The 18,269-nt window shown below is 61.7% G+C and carries 12 protein-coding genes; 8 read left to right on the top strand and 4 right to left on the bottom strand.

The features are described from left to right. Window positions 1–89 precede the first annotated feature (89 nt). From ILFOPFJJ_RS03290 to ILFOPFJJ_RS03280, 3 genes are all read left to right on the top strand, one after another. Window positions 90–1,085 carry an SPFH domain-containing protein gene (locus ILFOPFJJ_RS03290; RefSeq protein ID WP_173509134.1) on the top strand — a complete coding sequence of 332 codons (996 nt, stop codon included), beginning with the start codon at window positions 90–92 and terminating at the stop codon, window positions 1,083–1,085. Window positions 1,086–1,095: 10 nt separating this feature from the next. After that, window positions 1,096–1,551: an NfeD family protein gene (locus ILFOPFJJ_RS03285; RefSeq protein WP_173509133.1), complete on the top strand. Its 456-nt coding sequence runs from the start codon at window positions 1,096–1,098 to the stop codon at window positions 1,549–1,551. Window positions 1,552–1,667: 116 nt separating this feature from the next. Beyond that, window positions 1,668–3,110 carry an outer membrane beta-barrel protein gene (locus ILFOPFJJ_RS03280; protein ID WP_173509132.1) on the top strand — a complete coding sequence of 481 codons (1,443 nt, stop codon included), beginning with the start codon at window positions 1,668–1,670 and terminating at the stop codon, window positions 3,108–3,110. Window positions 3,111–3,301: 191 nt separating this feature from the next. On the opposite strand, the gene galU is transcribed toward ILFOPFJJ_RS03280, so the two are convergent. Then, the gene (gene galU / locus ILFOPFJJ_RS03275) at window positions 3,302–4,189 is read right to left on the bottom strand and encodes a UTP--glucose-1-phosphate uridylyltransferase GalU (RefSeq protein WP_173509131.1); all 888 of its coding nucleotides are present in this window, start codon (window positions 4,187–4,189) and stop codon (window positions 3,302–3,304) included. A gap of 299 nt (window positions 4,190–4,488) precedes the next feature. Between galU and ILFOPFJJ_RS03270 the strand changes: the two genes are divergently transcribed. Both ILFOPFJJ_RS03270 and ILFOPFJJ_RS03265 read left to right on the top strand, forming a co-directional pair. After that, entirely contained in the window at window positions 4,489–5,709 is a 1,221-nt protein-coding gene (locus ILFOPFJJ_RS03270) for a lytic murein transglycosylase (protein WP_173509130.1), read from the top strand. Between the two features lie 175 nt (window positions 5,710–5,884). Beyond that, complete coding sequence (locus ILFOPFJJ_RS03265; RefSeq protein ID WP_173509129.1) at window positions 5,885–7,153, top strand: SGNH/GDSL hydrolase family protein; 1,269 nt, start codon at window positions 5,885–5,887, stop codon at window positions 7,151–7,153. A 202-nt stretch (window positions 7,154–7,355) separates the two neighbouring features. On the opposite strand, the gene ILFOPFJJ_RS03260 is transcribed toward ILFOPFJJ_RS03265, so the two are convergent. After that, the gene (locus ILFOPFJJ_RS03260) at window positions 7,356–8,813 is read right to left on the bottom strand and encodes a glutamate synthase subunit beta (protein ID WP_173509128.1); all 1,458 of its coding nucleotides are present in this window, start codon (window positions 8,811–8,813) and stop codon (window positions 7,356–7,358) included. Window positions 8,814–8,912: 99 nt separating this feature from the next. After that, window positions 8,913–13,634 carry a glutamate synthase large subunit gene (gene gltB / locus ILFOPFJJ_RS03255; RefSeq protein WP_173509127.1) on the bottom strand — a complete coding sequence of 1,574 codons (4,722 nt, stop codon included), beginning with the start codon at window positions 13,632–13,634 and terminating at the stop codon, window positions 8,913–8,915. A gap of 644 nt (window positions 13,635–14,278) precedes the next feature. On the opposite strand from gltB, the gene ILFOPFJJ_RS03250 reads away from it, so the two are divergent. Then, entirely contained in the window at window positions 14,279–15,325 is a 1,047-nt protein-coding gene (locus ILFOPFJJ_RS03250) for a threonine aldolase family protein (RefSeq protein WP_173509126.1), read from the top strand. A 256-nt stretch (window positions 15,326–15,581) separates the two neighbouring features. Further along, window positions 15,582–16,208 (top strand): imm11 family protein, encoded by a 627-nt coding sequence (locus ILFOPFJJ_RS03245; protein ID WP_173509125.1) that lies wholly within the window; start codon window positions 15,582–15,584, stop codon window positions 16,206–16,208. Window positions 16,209–16,305: 97 nt separating this feature from the next. Here ILFOPFJJ_RS03245 and ILFOPFJJ_RS03240 read toward each other — a convergent pair whose 3' ends face one another. Further along, entirely contained in the window at window positions 16,306–16,767 is a 462-nt protein-coding gene (locus ILFOPFJJ_RS03240; RefSeq protein WP_173509124.1) for an Hsp20 family protein, read from the bottom strand. 460 nt (window positions 16,768–17,227) lie between these two features. Here ILFOPFJJ_RS03240 and ILFOPFJJ_RS03235 point away from each other — a divergent pair, with 460 nt between their 5' ends. After that, window positions 17,228–18,217 (top strand): alpha/beta fold hydrolase, encoded by a 990-nt coding sequence (locus ILFOPFJJ_RS03235; RefSeq protein ID WP_173509123.1) that lies wholly within the window; start codon window positions 17,228–17,230, stop codon window positions 18,215–18,217. Window positions 18,218–18,269: the final 52 nt, after the last annotated feature.

Raw genomic sequence — 18,269 nt, 5'->3', positions numbered from 1 at the left:
TACACACCGCTTGAATTATTGCGCCGAATCGCCACGTCATACTCTCGGGGCACTCCAAACGCTGGAGTTGCGAAGAGGGAGATATGTCGGTGGGCGGCATGGATATCGCAGTCATTGCATTCGTCGTTCTCGTCGTCCTGGTGCTTTTCGCCGGGATCAAGACGGTGCCGCAGGGCTATCGCTACACGGTCGAGCGCTTCGGCCGCTACACGAAGACCATGGAGCCGGGACTGAACCTCATTATTCCTTTCATCGATCGCATCGGGGCGAAGATGAATGTGATGGAGCAGGTTCTCGATGTGCCGACGCAGGAGGTCATCACCAAGGACAATGCCAGCGTCGCGGCGGATGCGGTGGCCTTCTATCAGGTGCTAAATGCCGCGCAGGCCGCCTATCAGGTGTCCAATCTCGAGAACGCCCTTCTCAATCTGACGATGACAAACATCCGCTCGGTGATGGGGTCGATGGATCTCGACGAGCTGCTTTCGAACCGCGACACGATCAACGACCGGCTTCTTCACGTCGTTGACGAGGCTGCCAACCCCTGGGGTATCAAGATCACCCGCGTAGAGCTCAAGGACATCGCCCCGCCGAAGGATCTGGTCGACGCCATGGCTCGGCAGATGAAGGCGGAGCGCGAAAAGCGTGCTCAGGTGCTCGAAGCCGAAGGTGCCAGGAACGCGCAGATCTTGCGCGCCGAGGGCTCGAAGCAGTCTGCCATCCTTCAGGCGGAGGGGCAGCGCGAGGCCGCGTTCCGCGACGCGGAAGCGCGCGAGCGGCTTGCCGAGGCCGAAGCCAAGGCGACGAGGATGGTTTCCGAGGCGATCGCCGCCGGCGACGTGCAGGCGATCAACTATTTCGTCGCACAAAAGTACACCGAGGCGCTCGCTTCGATCGGCACGGCGAACAACCAGAAGATCGTGCTGATGCCGATGGAGGCCTCCTCGCTGATCGGCTCGCTCGGCGGCATCGGCGCCATCGCCAGGGAAGTCTTCGGCGAGGGCCAGCCTCCTAGCTCGCCTCGCCCACGCCAGTCGACGCCGCGTAGCGGTCCGGCCGGCAATTCGTCCGAAACGACCTCTTGAGGGCGTCCCCATGATCGCACGCATCCTCCTCGAACTCGGCCCCTGGAGCTGGTGGGTGCTCGGCCTCGTCCTGCTGGCGGCGGAACTGGTGCTGCCAGGCGTGTTCCTGGTTTGGATCGGGTTCGCAGCGCTCGCTACCGGCAGCCTGTCCCTCCTCCTCTGGGATACGGCATTCTGGGTCTGGGAGATCCAGGTCGTCGTCTTCGCGCTGCATTCGGTGTTCGCCGTGCTCATCGGGCGGCGCTTCGTCTCCTCCTCGGTCGAGAGCGATGAACCGCTGCTCAACAAGCGTGGCGAAAGCCTCGTCGGCCGCACGGCGGTTTTGGAGCAACCGATCGCAGAGGGCCGAGGGCGCGTACGCCTGGACGACACGACCTGGTCGGTCGAAGGGCCTGATCTGCCGGTCGGCACGCGCGTGCGGATCGTGGCAAGCAGCGGCCGGAACCTGACCGTCGAGCGTGCCTGAGCGCATGGCAGCAAACCGGTCTCGAAACCGGATTTTCCATTTGGAAACGATTGGTTAACCACGCGCCTTTACGGTTGCGAAACGATTGCAATCACGTTTTCGCGGACAGACGGCGCATGGTGCCCAATATTTCACGCTCGACCACAGCGGGCGCCTTGCGTCCGAGGATGCGGGCGTGGCTCGTGGCGGGCTGCGCCCTCTTCGCCGGCACACCCGCCGGCGCGGAAAGCCCTCCTCCAGACGCCCCGGTCGCGAATTTGGCCCCTGGTACCCTCGGCCAAACGGCAAATGTCGCAGCGATCACCGACCCGCAAACGACCGGTGCCGTTGCCGGCAGCGACCTTCCCCCGGCACTCGACGAGGACTTCAACCGCCTGAACCGGCGCGAGGACACGATCGATGGTCTGCGCGCGCGCATCGATCCCTACGAGGGCCAGGCGCCGGGCATCCGCATCGGCACGTTCGTCCTGAAACCCGCCCTCAGCGAAACCTTCAATCACGAGCGGCAAAGGACCGGGGGCCGCAGCGAGAGCCGAAGCTTCATCGAAACCGGTCTAAAGGGATCGCTCACCTCGGACTGGTCTCGCCACCAGCTGAGCATCACCGGCGAAGGCGTCTTGCAGAACAACACATCGGGCCGGGGCGAAGAAGAACCGCGCGCGGACCTCGACGCCGAATTGCGCCTCGACCTCAGCGAGCAGACGACCGCCAGGCTGAGGGCCGGTTACAGCTTCGAACGGGAAGACGCCAACGATCCAAACGCGATTGCCAATGCCGAGACGCAATCCGGCGTCAACATCTATCGGCTGGGCGGGGCCGTCGAGCGCGACTACGGTCTCATTCGCGGATCGCTCGGTGCCGATTTCGAGCGCCGAACCTATGGGGATGTCGAGCTCGACAACGGGGCTACGCTTTCCGTCGAGGACCGCAACCGCAATATCGGCATTCTGAACGCGCGCATCGGCTACGAGCTTTCTCCGGCCCTTATCCCGTTCCTCGAAGCGTCGGTCGGAAAGTCGAACTATGATCTGCGCGAGGACACGCTCGGCTTCGAGCGGTCCTATCAAAGCTACGCGGGCCGCGCCGGGTTGGAAGTCGACCTTGGCGAAAAGCTCAACGGCGAACTCGCGCTCGGTTACGAGACCTACCGCTTCGACGGCGACCGGCTCGGCGATCTTCGCGGACTTTCGGTTGACGGACGCGTCAACTGGTCGCCGCAGCGCGGCACCGGCGTCCTGCTCGGTGTCGCAACCTATCTCGACCCGTCGACGACACCTGGCGACGCAGGCTCGATCGACTATGTGCTGACCAGCATCGTCACCCGCGAACTGCGTTCGACATTGGTTGCCCGCCTGTCGAACAGTGTGACATTGCGCAACTTCCCGTCGGATGCCATCTCCTCCGACGAAACCACCTGGCGAACCGGCACCGGCCTGACCTGGGACATGAACCGCTATCTCGCGCTCACCGGCGACGTCAGTTACGAACGAACGAACAGGGATCGCGGCGAGTCGAGCGACACCGCCCGCATCGGTCTCGGTCTGACGCTAAGGCGCTAGAGCAATTCCAGCAAAAGTGGGTAGCGGCTTTCCATCCGAAATTGTGTCGCTTCAAGGAGTTGGATCATTTCATCGTTTCAATAAAACGATGAAATGATCCAAGAGCGAAGAAGAGGATCGGTAAAGAGCGTCACTGCATAATAAAAAAGGCCGCGCCCTCTGGCGCGACCCGCTTTTCAGTCCGACTGAGATCACTTCAGGCTTTGCAGCAGTGCCTTCAGCGGCTCCTCGACGGAGGGCCTGATGTCGCCGCGCTCGAGCGCGAAGGCGACGTTCGCGAGGATGAAACCGTCCTTCGCCCCGCAATCGTAGGTATCGCCGCGGAAGTGATAGGCGGCGAAAGGCTGCATGCCGGAAAGCTTCACCATGCCGTCGGTCAGCTGGATCTCGTTGCCGGCGCCGCGCTCCTGCCGTTCCAGGATCGGGAAGATCTCCGGCTGCAGGATGTAGCGGCCGTTGATGAAGAAGTTGGACGGCGCGGTACCGGGCGCGGGCTTCTCGACCATCTTGGTGATCTTGAAGCCGTCGCCGATTTTGTCGCCGACGCCGACGATGCCGTATTTTTGCGCCTGGTCGGGCGCACATTCCTCGACGGCGATCACGTTGCCGCCGCTTTGCTCGTAGAGTTCGACCATGCCCTTGAGGCAGCCCTTCTCACCCTTCATGATCATGTCGGGCAGCAGAAGCGCGAAGGGTTCATCGCCGACGAGATCGCGCGCGCACCAGACCGCATGGCCGAGACCGAGCGGCGCCTGCTGGCGTGTGAAGCTGGTGGTGCCGGCCTTCGGCAGTATCGCCTCGAGCAGCTCGATTTCCGCCTTCTTGTTCCGTTCGCGCAGCGTCTGGTCGAGTTCGACCTGGATATCGAAATAGTCCTCGATCACCGCTTTGCTGCGGCCGGTCACAAAGATCAGATGCTCAATGCCTGCTTCCAGCGCTTCATCGACGACATACTGGATGACCGGCTTGTCCACCACCGTCAGCATCTCCTTCGGCACCGCCTTGGTCGCCGGCAGGAAACGCGTCCCAAGGCCCGCCACGGGGAACACGGCTTTGCGGACTTTATGCTTGTCGGTCATAGACACCTCCTTGCAGTGGTTCTCAACTCTAGCCTCAAAAAGGCAAATTGGATTGGAATTAGTCGCCGATTGCTATTTTTTTGCAAAAGAGGACGACCTGGCTTATTCATGGTAAAGACTTTGTTGACTTCGTTTCTGTAGGCTTCTCCCCTGATCCGATGCGGATTCCGCTGTTCGGAGTGAAGAGAACCGCATGCTGCCCTTTCGCGGCATGCTGCGGGCGACATTGCAAAACCGGAGTATTCCGCCCGGCATGAACGCTGGCTGAACGCTCCGATGAGAAACGGAACCGATAGCTGATGATCAGAAACCGCAGAACGTTCTTCCGCCATATCGCCGCCGCCCTCATCGTTACCGCCGCTACGCTTGGTTCAGCACCTGCACACGCGGACCCTGGCTTCCAGAACTGGATCAACAAGTTCTACGCGACCGCCGCCAAGAGCGGCATTACCCAAGCGACCTATCGCAAGGCGTTCGCCGGCGTGAAGACGCCCGATCCGGCGGTTCTCGAAAAGGCGAATTACCAGCCCGAGTTCAAGCACAAGATTTGGGAATATATAGACTCGCGTGTCAATCCGTACACGAAGCGCGTCGGCCAGGAAATGGCTGCCAAGCATGCCCGAACGCTCAACTATCTAGAGAGGCACTTCGGCGTCGACAGGAACATTCTCCTGGCAATCTGGTCGATGGAAACGAACTACGGTGCCGTCCTCGAAAAGGACGACCGGCTGCACTATGTGCCGCGCGCGCTTGCGACGCTTGCCTATGCCGATCCGAAGCGGGCCAAATTTGCCAGAACCCAGTTGATCGCCGCGCTGAAAATCCTGCAAAGCGGCGACATCACGCCGCGCGAGTTGACCGGGTCCTGGGCGGGCGCCATGGGACACACGCAGTTCATTCCGACGAGCTACCTGCTTTATGCGGTCGATGCCGACGGAAACGGGCACCGCGACATCTGGAATTCGGTCCCGGATGCACTGGCCACAGCCGCCAACCTCTTGAAAAAGAATGGCTGGCAGCCGGGTGAGACCTGGGGCTACGAAGTCGTGGCGCCGGCCAGCGCCGCGAAATATTCGGGCCAGACGAAGACCCTCGGCCAATGGGCAGCGCTCGGCTTCATCCGGCCGAACGGCAAGGGTTTCCGAAGCCCGAACACGCGCGCCGAACTGAAACTGCCGACCGGCGGCAACGGCCCGGGCTTCCTGATGACGCGCAACTTCTTCGTGATCAAGCGCTACAACGCATCCGATTCCTATGCGCTCGGCGTCGGCCTCCTTGCCGACCAGATCGCCGGCTACGCAGGAATGCAGCAGCGCTGGCCGCGTCCGGACGGATCCCTCGATATCAGCGAAAAGTTCGAGTTGCAGAACCGTCTTAAGGAGCTCGGCTATTACAGCGGCGAGGTCGATGGCAATTTCGGCTCGGGCTCCAAGGCCGCGATCCAGGCCTTCCAGACCCAGAACGGCCTGACACCGGATGGCGAACCGACGCAACACCTCCTGCGCGCCTTGCGCAACTGACGGCACTTCCGCACGAATTTTGCAAATCACGGCGATTTCCGATCATTCGATCCCAAATCGCCGTGATTTGGCGTATGTATGCTATAGTGAGTTGCACATGCAGCGCCTCGCGTGTCATGGATGCGCAAACTCGCTGTAGCACCTGGAATTGCTGCGTTTGACGGTGAAAGCGATTATGTTGCCAATCAGAGACGCTGGGGTGAAGCGGTTCTTGCATCCGTTTCGTTTCGCGCCGATCCTTATAGGGGCCGTGGCAATGCTCGTCGCCGGCTTCTTTGCCACCATGGCCGAAGCGCAGGAGCCGGTCCCGCGGCGCAATGTCCTGCAGAGGCTCTTCGGCGTCTTCGTTCCCCAAAGGCGCATCTACTACCGGGATCAGTACGACTATCCCCGCCAGCCTGCGCCACGACGGGTGCTGAAACGCCGACAGCAGCAACCGGCAGAGCCGCAGCAGCGCCGCCAACAACGCGCCAAGCCGCGCCTGGCGGCAACGCCGCCGCCGGCGCCGGTTGTCGAGAAATCGCCGGATGCGAAAAAGGTCCTGGTCGTCGGCGATTTCGTTGCCGGGAGCCTTGGCGACGGTCTGAAGACTGCCTTCGAGACAACGCCGGGGATTATCGTCGAAACCCGCGCCAACGGCTCTTCGGGCCTTGTCCGCAACGATTATTTCGACTGGCCGAAGATCCTGCCAGACTATGTGGCAGAGCTGAAACCTTCCGTAATTGTCGTCAGTCTCGGTGCCAATGACCGACAGCTGATGCGGATCGGCGACGTCAAGGAGAAGTTCCGCACAGATGTCTGGACCGAGGAATACCGCAAGCGGGTCAACGCTCTCGCAACTCTGGCGCGCAAGGATTCGCTTCCGGTTCTCTGGGTCGGCATGCCACCGTTCCAATCGAGCGCCATGACCGCCGACATGGTGACATTCAACGGCATCTTCCGCGAAGAGGTCGAAAAGGCCGGCGGCCAGTTCATCGACATCTGGGACGGCTTCGTCGACGAGGGCGGCAAATTCGTGCTGACCGGCTCCGACATCAACGGCCAGCAGGTCCGTCTGCGTGGTTCCGACGGCATCAACCTGACCAAGGCTGGCAAGCGCAAGCTCGCCTTCTATGTCGAGAAGGACATCCGCAAGCTGCTTGGCGAGGCGGCAGCAACCGACACGGACGTGCCGGGCGCGGAGGGGCTGAAAGATCTGGTGGTGACAGCTCCGCTTGCGAACGAGGATATCGTCAAGACACAGCCGATCAGTCTGACCGATCCGGAACTCGACGGCGCGACCGCGCTTCTCGGCGGTGACACCCCGTTGAAGAGCACCGGCAAGAGCCCGCGCGACCTGCTCATCGAAAAGGGCGAGGTCGTCGTAGCCCCTCCTGGGCGTATCGATGATTTCCGCCTGGCAAAACCGCAGTCGGCGGCCGCTAAGCCCGTGACCGCGAACTGAGCCTCGGGCGAATCGATCTGTCGGCTTCATGGGGGAACGAGAGTGCCGATATGGCCCGATGTCGTGCATCGTGAACTCCGCCCCCTCCATCCCTCGAGCTCGGCCGGTCAAGCGCAAGAATGACGCCCGGGAATAATGAGCCCCAAAGAAAAAGGCCCCGCAATCATCTTGCGAGGCCTGTGAAAGTTGTACGCGGAAGCGACTACCGCGGCAGGACGCTCGACCCCATCAGCGCTTCGTCGATGGCACGCGCCGCCTGCCGGCCTTCGCGGATCGCCCAGACGACGAGCGATTGGCCGCGGCGGATGTCCCCCGCGGTCCAAAGCTTGTCGACCGACGTCCTGTAGTCCCGCTCATTGGCGACGACGTTGGTCGAACCGCGGCGGTCGGTATTGAGGGACAGCTTGTCGCCGAGATCCTTGAGCACGCTGTTGGTGAAGGGACCGCGGAAGCCGATGGCGATGAAGGCGAGATCGGCCTTGATGATGAACTCGGTTCCGGCGATCGGCTTGCGCCGCTCGTCCACCTGACAGCACTTGACACCGGTAAGCACACCGTCCTCGTCACCGACGAACTCCAGCGTCGCGACCTGGAACTCGCGAACCGCACCTTCCGCCTGGCTGGAGGACGTGCGCATCTTCGTCGCCCAGAATGGCCAGACGGCGAGCTTGTCTTCCTTCTCCGGCGGTTGCGGACGAATATCGAGCTGCGTCACCTTGACTGCACCCTGGCGGAAAGCCGTGCCGACGCAGTCGGATGCCGTGTCGCCACCGCCGACGACGACGACGTGCTTGCCGCCGGCGAGGATCGGTTCGGAGGGCCAGCCGACGCTGTCGATGTTCTCGCGGCCGACGCGGCGGTTCTGCTGCACGAGGTACGGCATGGCATCGTGCACGCCTTCAAAGTTCACGCCCGGGATTCCGGCATCGCGCGGGGTCTCGGAGCCGCCGCAATAGAGCACGGCATCATTGTCGTCGAGGAGCTTGTGCACCGGCAGGTCGACGCCGACATTGATGCCGCAATGGAAGGTGACGCCCTCGCCCCGCATTTGCTCGATACGGCGATCGATGAAATTCTTCTCCATCTTGAAATCTGGAATGCCGTAACGCAGCAGCCCGCCGGGCTTCGACTCGCGCTCGTAGACATGGACCTCGTGACCGGCGCGGGCAAGCTGCTGAGCGGCCGCCATGCCGGCGGGGCCGGAACCGATGACCGCGACTTTCTTGCCGGTCTTGGTGACGGCCGGCTGCGGCACGATGTATCCCATTTCGTAGGCCTTGTCGGCGATCGCCTGTTCGACCGTCTTGATCGCCACCGGCACGTCCTCGAGGTTCAGCGTGCAGGCTTCCTCGCACGGCGCCGGGCATACGCGACCGGTAAACTCCGGGAAGTTGTTCGTCGAGTGCAGGTTGCGGATCGCCTCGTCCCAGTTGCCGTTGTAGACGAGGTCGTTCCAGTCGGGAATCTGGTTGTGCACCGGGCACCCCGTCGGCCCGTGGCAATAGGGAATGCCGCAGTCCATGCAGCGCGCAGCCTGCTTTTGCACTTCCTGGTCGGACATGGGAATGGTGAATTCACGGAAATGGCGGATGCGGTCGGATGCCGGCTGGTACTTTGCCACCTGCCGGTCGATCTCCAAAAACCCAGTAACCTTGCCCATCTTACGATCCTGATACCTTCAAATCTGAACAAGCGCGTTCAAGCGCGCGAGGTGCCCCCGGGATCCTGCCGGACCGGGGACCGTTGTCACAGAGGCCGGTTACTCGGCCGCTTCAGCCATCTTCATGCGCTCCATGTCTTCGAGCGCGCGGCGGTATTCGACTGGCATGACCTTGCGGAATTTCGGCCTGTAATCCGCCCAGCCATCGAGGATCTCCTTGGCACGGGGCGAGCCCGTGTAATGCAGATGGTTCGAGATCAGCTGGTAAAGTCGCTCCTCGTCATGGCGCGTCATGTCGCCCGACACATCGACCATGCCCTTGTGCATCAGGTCGCCGCCGTGATGGTGCAGCTTCTCCAGCATGTCGTCTTCCTCCGGCACCGGCTGCAGCTCGACCATCGCCATGTTGCAGCGGCGGGCGAAATCGCCCTCCTCGTCGAGAACATAGGCGACGCCGCCGGACATGCCGGCCGCGAAGTTGCGGCCCGTTCCGCCGATGACGACGACCACGCCGCCGGTCATGTATTCGCAGCCGTGATCGCCGACGCCCTCGACGACCGCGATCGCACCGGAGTTACGCACCGCGAAGCGCTCGCCGGCGACGCCGTTGAAGTAGCATTCACCCGAGATCGCGCCGTAAAGAACGGTGTTGCCGACAATGATCGACTGATGCGGCACGATCCTCGAGGCTTCCGGCGGCCGGACGATGATGCGCCCGCCCGAAAGGCCTTTTCCGACATAGTCGTTGCCGTCGCCCACCAGGTCGAAGGTAATGCCGCGAGCGAGGAACGCGCCGAACGATTGGCCCGCCGTGCCTTTGAGCGTCACGTTGATCGTATCGTCCTTCAACCCCTTGTGCCCCCAGCGCTTGGCAAGCGCACCCGAAAGCATCGCGCCGGCCGAACGGTCGACGTTCTTGATCTCGGTCTCGAAGGCGACCGGCGCCTTGGTTTCGAGCGCGTTCCTCGCCTTTTCGATCAGCTTGCGATCGAGAATGTCGTCGATCGGGTGGTTCTGGCGCGCCGTCCAATAGGTCGCTTCCTTCGGTGCCTCCACCTTGTGGAAGATCTTCGAGAAGTCGAGACCTTTGGCCTTCCAGTGTTCGATCATCCGGTCGCGCTCGAGCAGTTCCGAAGCGCCGATGATCTCGTCGAACTTCTTCACCCCAAGCGAGGCGAGAATTTCGCGCACTTCCTCGGCAACGAAGAAGAAGTAGTTGATGACGTGTTCCGGCGTGCCCTTGAAGCGCTTCCGCAAGACCGGATCCTGGGTCGCGACACCGACAGGACAGGTGTTCAGGTGGCACTTGCGCATCATGATGCAGCCGGCGGCGATCAGCGGCGCGGTCGCGAAGCCAAACTCGTCGGCACCAAGCAGCGCCCCGATGATGACGTCGCGGCCGGTCTTCAGGCCGCCGTCGACCTGCAATGCGACGCGCGAGCGCAGGCCGTTCAGCACCAGCGTCTGCTGCGTTTCGGCAAGGCCGATTTCCCACGGGCTGCCCGCGTGCTTCAGCGAGGTCAGCGGCGAGGCGCCGGTGCCGCCGTCGAAGCCGGCGATCGTGATGTGGTCGGCGCGCGCCTTGGCGACGCCGGCTGCAACCGTACCGACGCCCACTTCCGACACCAGCTTGACCGAGACGTCCGCTTCCGGATTGACGTTTTTCAGATCGTAGATCAGCTGCGCCAGATCCTCGATCGAATAGATGTCATGGTGCGGCGGCGGCGAGATGAGACCGACGCCCGGGGTCGAATGCCGGGTTTTGGCAACCGTCGCATCCACCTTGTGGCCGGGCAGCTGCCCGCCCTCACCGGGCTTCGCCCCCTGGGCCACCTTGATCTGCAGCACGTCGGCATTGACCAGATATTCGGTGGTGACGCCGAAACGGCCGGACGCAATCTGCTTGATCGCCGAGCGCTCGGGATTCATCGAGCCGTCGGGACGCGGCAAATAGCGATCGCTTTCCTCGCCACCTTCGCCGGTGTTCGACTTGCCGCCTATGCGGTTCATTGCGATCGCCAGCGTCGTATGCGCCTCGCGGCTGATCGAACCGAAGGACATCGCCCCGGTCGAGAAACGCTTGACGATATCCGCCGCCGGCTCGACCTCCTCCACCGGGATCGGCTTGCGGCCAACGGCCTCGGCGCTCTTGATCGTGAAGAGGCCGCGGATCGTGTTCATGCGCAGCGACGACGCATTCACCATTTCGGCAAATTCGCGATAGCGGTCCTCGGCATTGCCGCGCACCGCGTGCTGGAGCGAGGCAATGGCATCTGGCGTCCAGGCGTGGCTCTCGCCGCGCATGCGATAGGCATATTCGCCACCGATATCGAGGGTGTTGGCGAGCACCGGATCGGCCCCGAAGGCGGCCTTGTGGCGGGCGACCGTTTCGGCCGCGATCTCCTCGAGACCGATGCCTTCGATCGTCGTCGCCGTGCCGAAGAAATACTGGTCGACGAGCTTCGACGACAGACCGACGGCGTCAAAGATCTGGGCGCCGCAATAGGACTGATAGGTCGAAATGCCCATCTTCGACATGACCTTGAGGATGCCTTTGCCGACCGCCTTGATGTAGCGGTTGACAACCTCGTTGGCGTCGACTTCCTTCGGGAACTCGCCGCGCTTGTGCATGTCCACCAGCGTATCGAAGGCGAGATAGGGGTTGATCGCCTCCGCGCCGTAGCCGGCGAGCAGGCAGAAATGATGCACCTCGCGCGGCTCGCCCGATTCGAGCACGATGCCGACCGAGGTCCGCAGGCCCTTGCGGATCAGGTGATGGTGCACGGCCGCCGTCGCAAGCAGCGCCGGAATCGCAACACGATCCGGGCCAACCTGGCGGTCGGAGAGCACGATGATGTTGTAGCCGCCCTTGACCGCCGCTTCCGCCCGCTCGCAGAGACGATCGAGCATTTCCGGCATCCCTTCCGCACCGCGCGAAATGTCATAGGTGAAGTCGAGCGTCTTGGTGTCGAACCGATCTTCCGTATGGCCGATCGAGCGGATCTTTTCGAGATCGCCATTGGTGAGGATCGGCTGGCGAACCTCGAGCCGCTTGGCATGCGCCATGCCTTCGTGGTCGAGGATGTTCGGGCGCGGGCCGATGAACGAGACGAGGCTCATCACCAGTTCCTCGCGGATCGGATCGATCGGGGGGTTGGTGACCTGCGCGAAGTTCTGCTTGAAATAGGTGTAAAGCAGCTTGGCCTTGTTCGACATGGCCGAGATCGGCGTGTCGGTGCCCATCGAGCCGATCGCTTCCTGCCCGGTCGTCGCCATCGGCGACATCAGGATCTTGGTGTCTTCCAGCGAATAACCAAAGGCCTGCTGGCGGTCGATCAGCGACACGTCGCGGCGAAGCGCCCGCGGCTCGACCGGCTTCAGATCCTCAAGGATCAATTGCGTGTCATTGAGCCACTTGCGGTAGGGATGCTTGTTGGCGAGCGTCGACTTCACCTCCTCGTCGGAGATGATACGGCCCTCTTCCATGTCGATCAGCAGCATCTTGCCGGGCTGCAGCCGCCACTTCCTGACGATCTTGTCTTCGGCGACCGGCAGCACGCCGGCCTCCGACGCCATGATGACGCGGTCGTCGCTGGTGACGATGTAGCGCGCCGGACGTAGGCCGTTGCGGTCGAGCGTGGCGCCGATCTGGCGACCATCGGTGAAGGCAACGGCCGCAGGGCCGTCCCACGGCTCCATCAGCGCTGCATGGTACTCATAGAACGCCTTTCGTTCCGGCGACATCAACTGGTTGCCGGCCCAGGCTTCGGGGATCAGCATCATCACCGCATGCGCGAGCGAGTAGCCCCCCTGCACGAGAAATTCGAGCGCGTTGTCGAAGCACGCCGTATCCGACTGACCTTCGTAGGAAATCGGCCAAAGCTTGGAGATGTCGTCACCGAAGAGCGGCGAGGAGACGGAAGCCTGCCGCGCCGCCATCCAGTTGACGTTGCCGCGCAGCGTGTTGATCTCGCCGTTGTGCGCGACCATGCGATAGGGATGCGCGAGCTTCCAGGACGGGAAAGTGTTCGTCGAGAACCGCTGGTGTACCAGCGCCACCGCCGACTGGAAGCGCTCGTCGGAGAGATCCTTGTAGTAGGCGCCGACCTGGTAGGCGAGGAACATGCCCTTGTAGACCACGGTCGAAGTCGACAGCGATACGACGTAGAAGCCGAGATCGCCGCCGTCCGCCTCCGCATAGATGCGGTTGGAGATCACCTTGCGCAGCGTGAACAGCCGGCGCTCGAATTCCGCGTTGGTCGCGGCGTCGCGGCCGGCACCGATGAAGACCTGCACGTGGTGCGGCTCGGTTGCGGCGATGTCCGGCGCCTTCGAAAGCGATGAATTGTCGACCGGCACGTCGCGGAAACCGAGCAGGTGCTGGCCCTCCTCGGCGACGACTTCGCTGATTACGTCCTTGAAATGGGCGATCAGCTTTTCGTCGCGCGGCATGAAGAGATAGCCGACGGCATATTCGCCGGCCTTCGGCAGAGTGACACCCTGCTTCGCCATTTCCTCGCGGAAGAAGCGGTCGGGAATCTGAACGAGGATACCTGCGCCGTCGCCCATCAGCGGGTCAGCGCCGACCGCGCCGCGGTGGGTCAGGTTTTCTAGCATGAAAAGGCCGTCGCGCACGATCTGATGCGACTTCTGGCCCTTCATGTGAGCGACGAAACCGACTCCGCAGGCATCATGCTCGTTTCGCGGATCGTAAAGTCCCTGTTTTCGCGGCAATCCGGATGGGAATGCGGGCGTTTTCGCAACCGTCGCAGCGTGTGCGAGGTGGAGCCCTGATTGCTGTGATGGCGAATGATCCGTCATCGTCTTCCCTCCTATTGGACCCGGAGATTCCGGGCATACCGCCGCCCGCCTATTCCTCGCCGCGTCCGCGCTTTCGCGCTGCGGCAAAGCCGGGCATTATCGTCGCATGATCCTGATCAGGTCGCAAATGAAGCGCGGCGCTGCACCAGGCACGAATGTCCGCGACCATCGTGATGCCAGGCGTCAACAACCGGATGAAACCCGGCGGAAACCCCTTGCGCTACACGCCGAATGCCGCATTCTGCGGCACTTCCGGCGATTGTTCCGGCCCTAGACCGAAATAGGACAGCAAACCTGTCCTATTTCATGCGCTCTATGCCAGAAAGCGCCCCCCTTCGCAAGGGGCATATGAGCAAATATTGGAAGAGAATTTGCCGAAGATTGCCGGAAATTTCGCGCTTTTGAAATTAAATTACAATCACCCGGGGATTTCTTCACTTTGGTTTCAAACTGGTCTTGTGTTGGCACACCCGGTCAGGAGGCGCATTGATCGTCCGTGGAAGTCGGCTATGGTCTCGCCGAAACGGCCGGCGTGGCTCCTGTATGATTCCGGTTTAAGGACGCAATCGCGCGGAAAACTCAAAATATCGCGGCGATCTTGCGCGACTGGTTTCAGCGGCGCCGCAGGAACAGGGTGACTTCAGATGATCTTTTCTTCCGACAACTGGGCTGGCGCCCATCCGGCAATCGCCGAAAGCCTGGTGGCTCATGCGAGCGGCTACGCCTCCGCCTACGGCACGAGCGAACTCGACCGGAAGGTGGAAAAGAAGTTCTCCGAAATTTTCGAAAAGGACGTGGCGGTGTTCTTCGTCGGCACCGGCACCGCCGCGAATTCGCTGGCGCTGTCCAGCGTCAATCGGGCGGGCGGCGTGGTCTTTTGCCATCGAGAGGCGCATGTCAACGTCGACGAGTGCGGTGCGCCGGAGTTCTTCTCTCACGGGGCAAGGCTTTGCCCGGTCGATGGCGCAAGCGGCAAGATGAATACGTCAAAGCTCGAAGCCGAGATCCGTCGCTTCCCCGCGGAATTCATCCATGGCGGCCGGCCGATGGCAGTGACCCTCACCCAGGCGACGGAAAGCGGCACGGTATATTCGCTAGCGGAAATCGATGCCATTACTGCTGTCGCGAAATCGCATAAGCTTCCGTTGCACATGGATGGTGCGCGTTTTGCCAACGCGCTCGTCAGCCTCGGCACGACGCCGGCGGAAATGACCTGGAAGCGCGGCATCGACCTCCTGTCGTTCGGCGGCACCAAGAACGGCTGCTGGTGTGCCGAAGCGCTGATCCTGTTCGACCTCTCGAAGGCGCAGGAAATGCATTTCCTGCGCAAGCGTGCCGCCCAACTCTTTTCGAAGTCCCGCTTCATCGCCGCGCAGTTCGACGCTTACTTCTCGGGCGATCTGTGGCTCAATCTTGCTCACCATGCGAACGCAATGGCGGCGCGTCTTGCTAATGGAATTTCTGCCTCGGCCAGGAGCCGGCTTGCCTGGTCGCCAGAGGCAAATGAGGTCTTCGTGATCTTGAAGCAGGACGTGGCGTCGAAGCTGCAGCAACAGGGTGCAGTCTTCTACGACTGGCATGTGCCGGATCACTTGGCAGACAGCGTAGCCGGAGACGAGGGGCTTTACCGGCTTGTCACAAGCTTTGCCACACGATCGGAAGATGTCGAACGCTTCGTCGAAGCTTGCTGACAGGGCGGAATTGCGAAATCTGAAACGGCATGTGATTGTAGCCCTACGCAATCACCGGTAGGTCGTGCCACAGGCCTCCCGTTTCCATCTATGCTTTAGCGTTGTGACAAGTCAGCGAGCCACATGCACCGTTGCCCTGACGCCGGTCTCGATCGCGGTCTCACGGGGGGCGCTAGCGATATCCGATCGCTTACCGCCTCCGCCAGACCGGGTTCCTGTGCGCATGCGAACTGAATTGCAGGAGATTACAGCCGCTATGACACAATCTAAGGGCGCACAGGTCTGGGCCAGCCGCGCCTTCATGGATTCAACACGTATCACGGCATTTACCGCCGATCCATTGCCGACCGGGATGGGCCTGGGCCAAATGGCCGAATTGAATGAAGCCGGCGAACGGATGTCGGCCGAGCATTTTCCAAAGGAGATCTTCGCCAAGTATCCTGACAAAAAGGAAAAGAAGCAGGCCGATCTCGTGCTTGCCGCAGGCGCGGTAGTGGTCTCGGCGGCCTGTGTAGATGTGCTGCGGCAATTCGATCTCGGCCATTCCTCGCTCTATCCGATCAAGCTTTTCCAGCATGACCGGACGACGCCCGTAGAGGGCGAATATTTTTGTCTCAATATCGGCGAGCGCAAGGATGCCTTTCTGCTCAGTCACTCACCAAGGGTCATCGAATTCGGTGACGGCACTTTGAGCATGCCGCCAAATCTTCATGACGACGATGTGGCCGTCAGTCCGGCCGCACTCGTGGGCCCCGATCTGTGGGTGAGCCCTCCCTTGAACCGCATATTCTTTCTGAGCGACCGGCTTACGCAGGCCCTGCGGGCGGCAAAGATGGGCAGAGTCTTTGGTTTCCGCGCCTGCCGCATTGTCGCGGCCGACTAGATCATCTGAGGGGTGGAGAGATCGATGGCACCTTTTGCAAAAAAGACGGCGCCCCCGAGGGACGCCGTCTTTTTCGAATTTCGATCGTTAGACCAGATTAGAGGTTCTGAGCCTCGATCTGCTTCGGCTGCGAAGCAACCGAGGAGATCTCGATGCGACGCGGCTTGGCTGCCTCCGGAATCTCGCGAACGAGATCGATGTGAAGCAGGCCGTTTTTCAGCGAAGCGGACTTGATCTCGACATGGTCGGCAAGCTGGAAGCGGCGCTCGAATGCGCGCTTGGCAATGCCGCGATGGAGAAACTGGCTCTCCTCGCCCTTGTCTTCGCTCTTTTCGCCCTTGATCGTCAGCGTGTGTTCACGCGCTTCGACCGACAGCTCGCTCTCGTCGAAGCCGGCAACGGCCATGGTAATGCGATAGGCATTTTCGCCCGTGCGTTCGATGTTGTAGGGCGGATACGTCTGCGACTGATCGGGCTGACCAAGGCTGTCAAGCATGGTGAACAGGCGATCGAAGCCAACGGTGGAACGATAGAGGGGGGAGAAATCGAAGTGACGCATGGTGTCCTCCTTAAGAGCAACGATTTGCGATATCTGGTCTGCCACCCCATAAGGCTGCGGCTCGACCGGTGAACGGACCCATCATCGGCGTCCGTGACCAAGACATGGGAATGCGTCTGCACCAGTTCAAGGGAATTTTTGTGCGGATTTTTTCGGACCGGCATTTGGTGAACGGAGCATGAATAACCGGTTCGGTCCCCGTTCAGCCGAGGCGGGTTAAAACAAGGACACTGGGAACAAAATCCCGGCGCTGGAGCGACATGTCCCTTCTGCTTCAGCGGCCGGAAACGGTGATCGTCCGGATTTCACCCACCGTTTCCGGCCTTTTTTCTTTGACGCGCTTGAGGCCACCGCCTATCCCTGAGAAACAAGACGCGGGCGGTGAGCGGAAAGCTTCCCATCCTCCCTCTTTTCGCGTCAACTCGTTCAACGTGTTTTGCATCTCGGGCCGTCGCTTTTCATGACAACGATCCTCTATTCGACGCCGGACAACCCGATACCGGGTAAACACGCGACAGGCTTTTTCGATGGGGTCGGCAACCGCAAGATCCGCTATGCGGTCTTCAAGACGGAAGCCTCGGTCGCCCGCGGCACGGTCGTGCTGCTGCAGGGCCGCAACGAGGCGATCGAGAAATATTTCGAAACGATCGGCGAACTCAACGCGGCCGGTTTTTGGGTCGCCACCTTCGATTGGCGCGGCCAGGGCGGCTCCGAGCGGTTGCTGCGGCAGCCCGGTCGCGGTCACGTCGAGCATTTCGCCGACTACGAGCGCGATCTCATGATCTTCCTCGAGCAGATCGTTCTGCCAGACACGCGCCTGCCCTTCTCCATCGTTGCCCATTCAATGGGCGCGCTGGTGGCCCTGTCGCTCGCGCCGATGCTCGCGAGCCGGATCGACCGCATGGTGCTGCTCGCCCCCTTTGTCGGCCTCAGCGGCCAGGCCCTTGGCCAGCGGAGCATCTTTTCGATCGCCACGATAATGGACTGGATCGGACTTGGAACGTTGCCGCTCCATCGCGACAAGGGTAACCGCCCCTTCACGAACAACGTATTGACGGCCGACCCAAATCGCTATGCGCGCAACCAGGCGCTCACCGATGCCTGCCCTCAATTGCGTCTGGGGCCGCCAACGGCCCGATGGCTGCGGGAGACCTTCCAGGCAATACGGCGCGTCCTGCGCCGCGAACATCTGACGCGGGTCATCGTGCCGACCATAATCCTCGCCCCGACTGCCGACCGCCTCGTGCCGCATCTTGCCGTCGAAGTCCTGGCACGCAACTTCCGCGCCGGGCACATGATTCCGATCGATGGCGCGCGTCACGAGCTTCTTCACGAGGCCGACCGTTACCGCGCGCAGGCGATGGCCGCGATTTTGGCGTTCCTGCCCGCGTTCGAGGACGCAGACATGGTGGCCGGCCAATTCGAGGAAAGCTTAATTCCCACGGCATGATTCCGTAGATAGGAATCGATTCAACGACAAGATCGTGCAGCAATTCAAAGTG

The sequence above is a fragment of the Sinorhizobium psoraleae genome (genome assembly GCF_013283645.1).
In the GTDB taxonomy this organism is placed as follows: Bacteria; Pseudomonadota; Alphaproteobacteria; order Rhizobiales; family Rhizobiaceae; genus Sinorhizobium; species Sinorhizobium psoraleae.
Note: the sequence above shows the minus strand (reverse complement) of the source record. Positions and strands in the feature narration are given on the sequence as shown.

Bases quoted from the DNA above. Each gene is read 5' to 3' on its own strand.
- ILFOPFJJ_RS03285 (WP_173509133.1), top strand. From the start codon at position 1,096: ATGATCGCACGCATCCTCCTCGAACTCGGCCCCTGGAGCTGGTGGGTG.
- ILFOPFJJ_RS03280 (WP_173509132.1), top strand. From the start codon at position 1,668: ATGGTGCCCAATATTTCACGCTCGACCACAGCGGGCGCCTTGCGTCCG.
- galU (WP_173509131.1), bottom strand. From the start codon at position 4,189: ATGACCGACAAGCATAAAGTCCGCAAAGCCGTGTTCCCCGTGGCGGGC.
- ILFOPFJJ_RS03270 (WP_173509130.1), top strand. From the start codon at position 4,489: ATGATCAGAAACCGCAGAACGTTCTTCCGCCATATCGCCGCCGCCCTC.
- ILFOPFJJ_RS03265 (WP_173509129.1), top strand. From the start codon at position 5,885: ATGTTGCCAATCAGAGACGCTGGGGTGAAGCGGTTCTTGCATCCGTTT.
- ILFOPFJJ_RS03260 (WP_173509128.1), bottom strand. From the start codon at position 8,813: ATGGGCAAGGTTACTGGGTTTTTGGAGATCGACCGGCAGGTGGCAAAG.
- gltB (WP_173509127.1), bottom strand. From the start codon at position 13,634: ATGACGGATCATTCGCCATCACAGCAATCAGGGCTCCACCTCGCACAC.
- ILFOPFJJ_RS03250 (WP_173509126.1), top strand. From the start codon at position 14,279: ATGATCTTTTCTTCCGACAACTGGGCTGGCGCCCATCCGGCAATCGCC.
- ILFOPFJJ_RS03245 (WP_173509125.1), top strand. From the start codon at position 15,582: ATGACACAATCTAAGGGCGCACAGGTCTGGGCCAGCCGCGCCTTCATG.
- ILFOPFJJ_RS03240 (WP_173509124.1), bottom strand. From the start codon at position 16,767: ATGCGTCACTTCGATTTCTCCCCCCTCTATCGTTCCACCGTTGGCTTC.
- ILFOPFJJ_RS03235 (WP_173509123.1), top strand. From the start codon at position 17,228: ATGACAACGATCCTCTATTCGACGCCGGACAACCCGATACCGGGTAAA.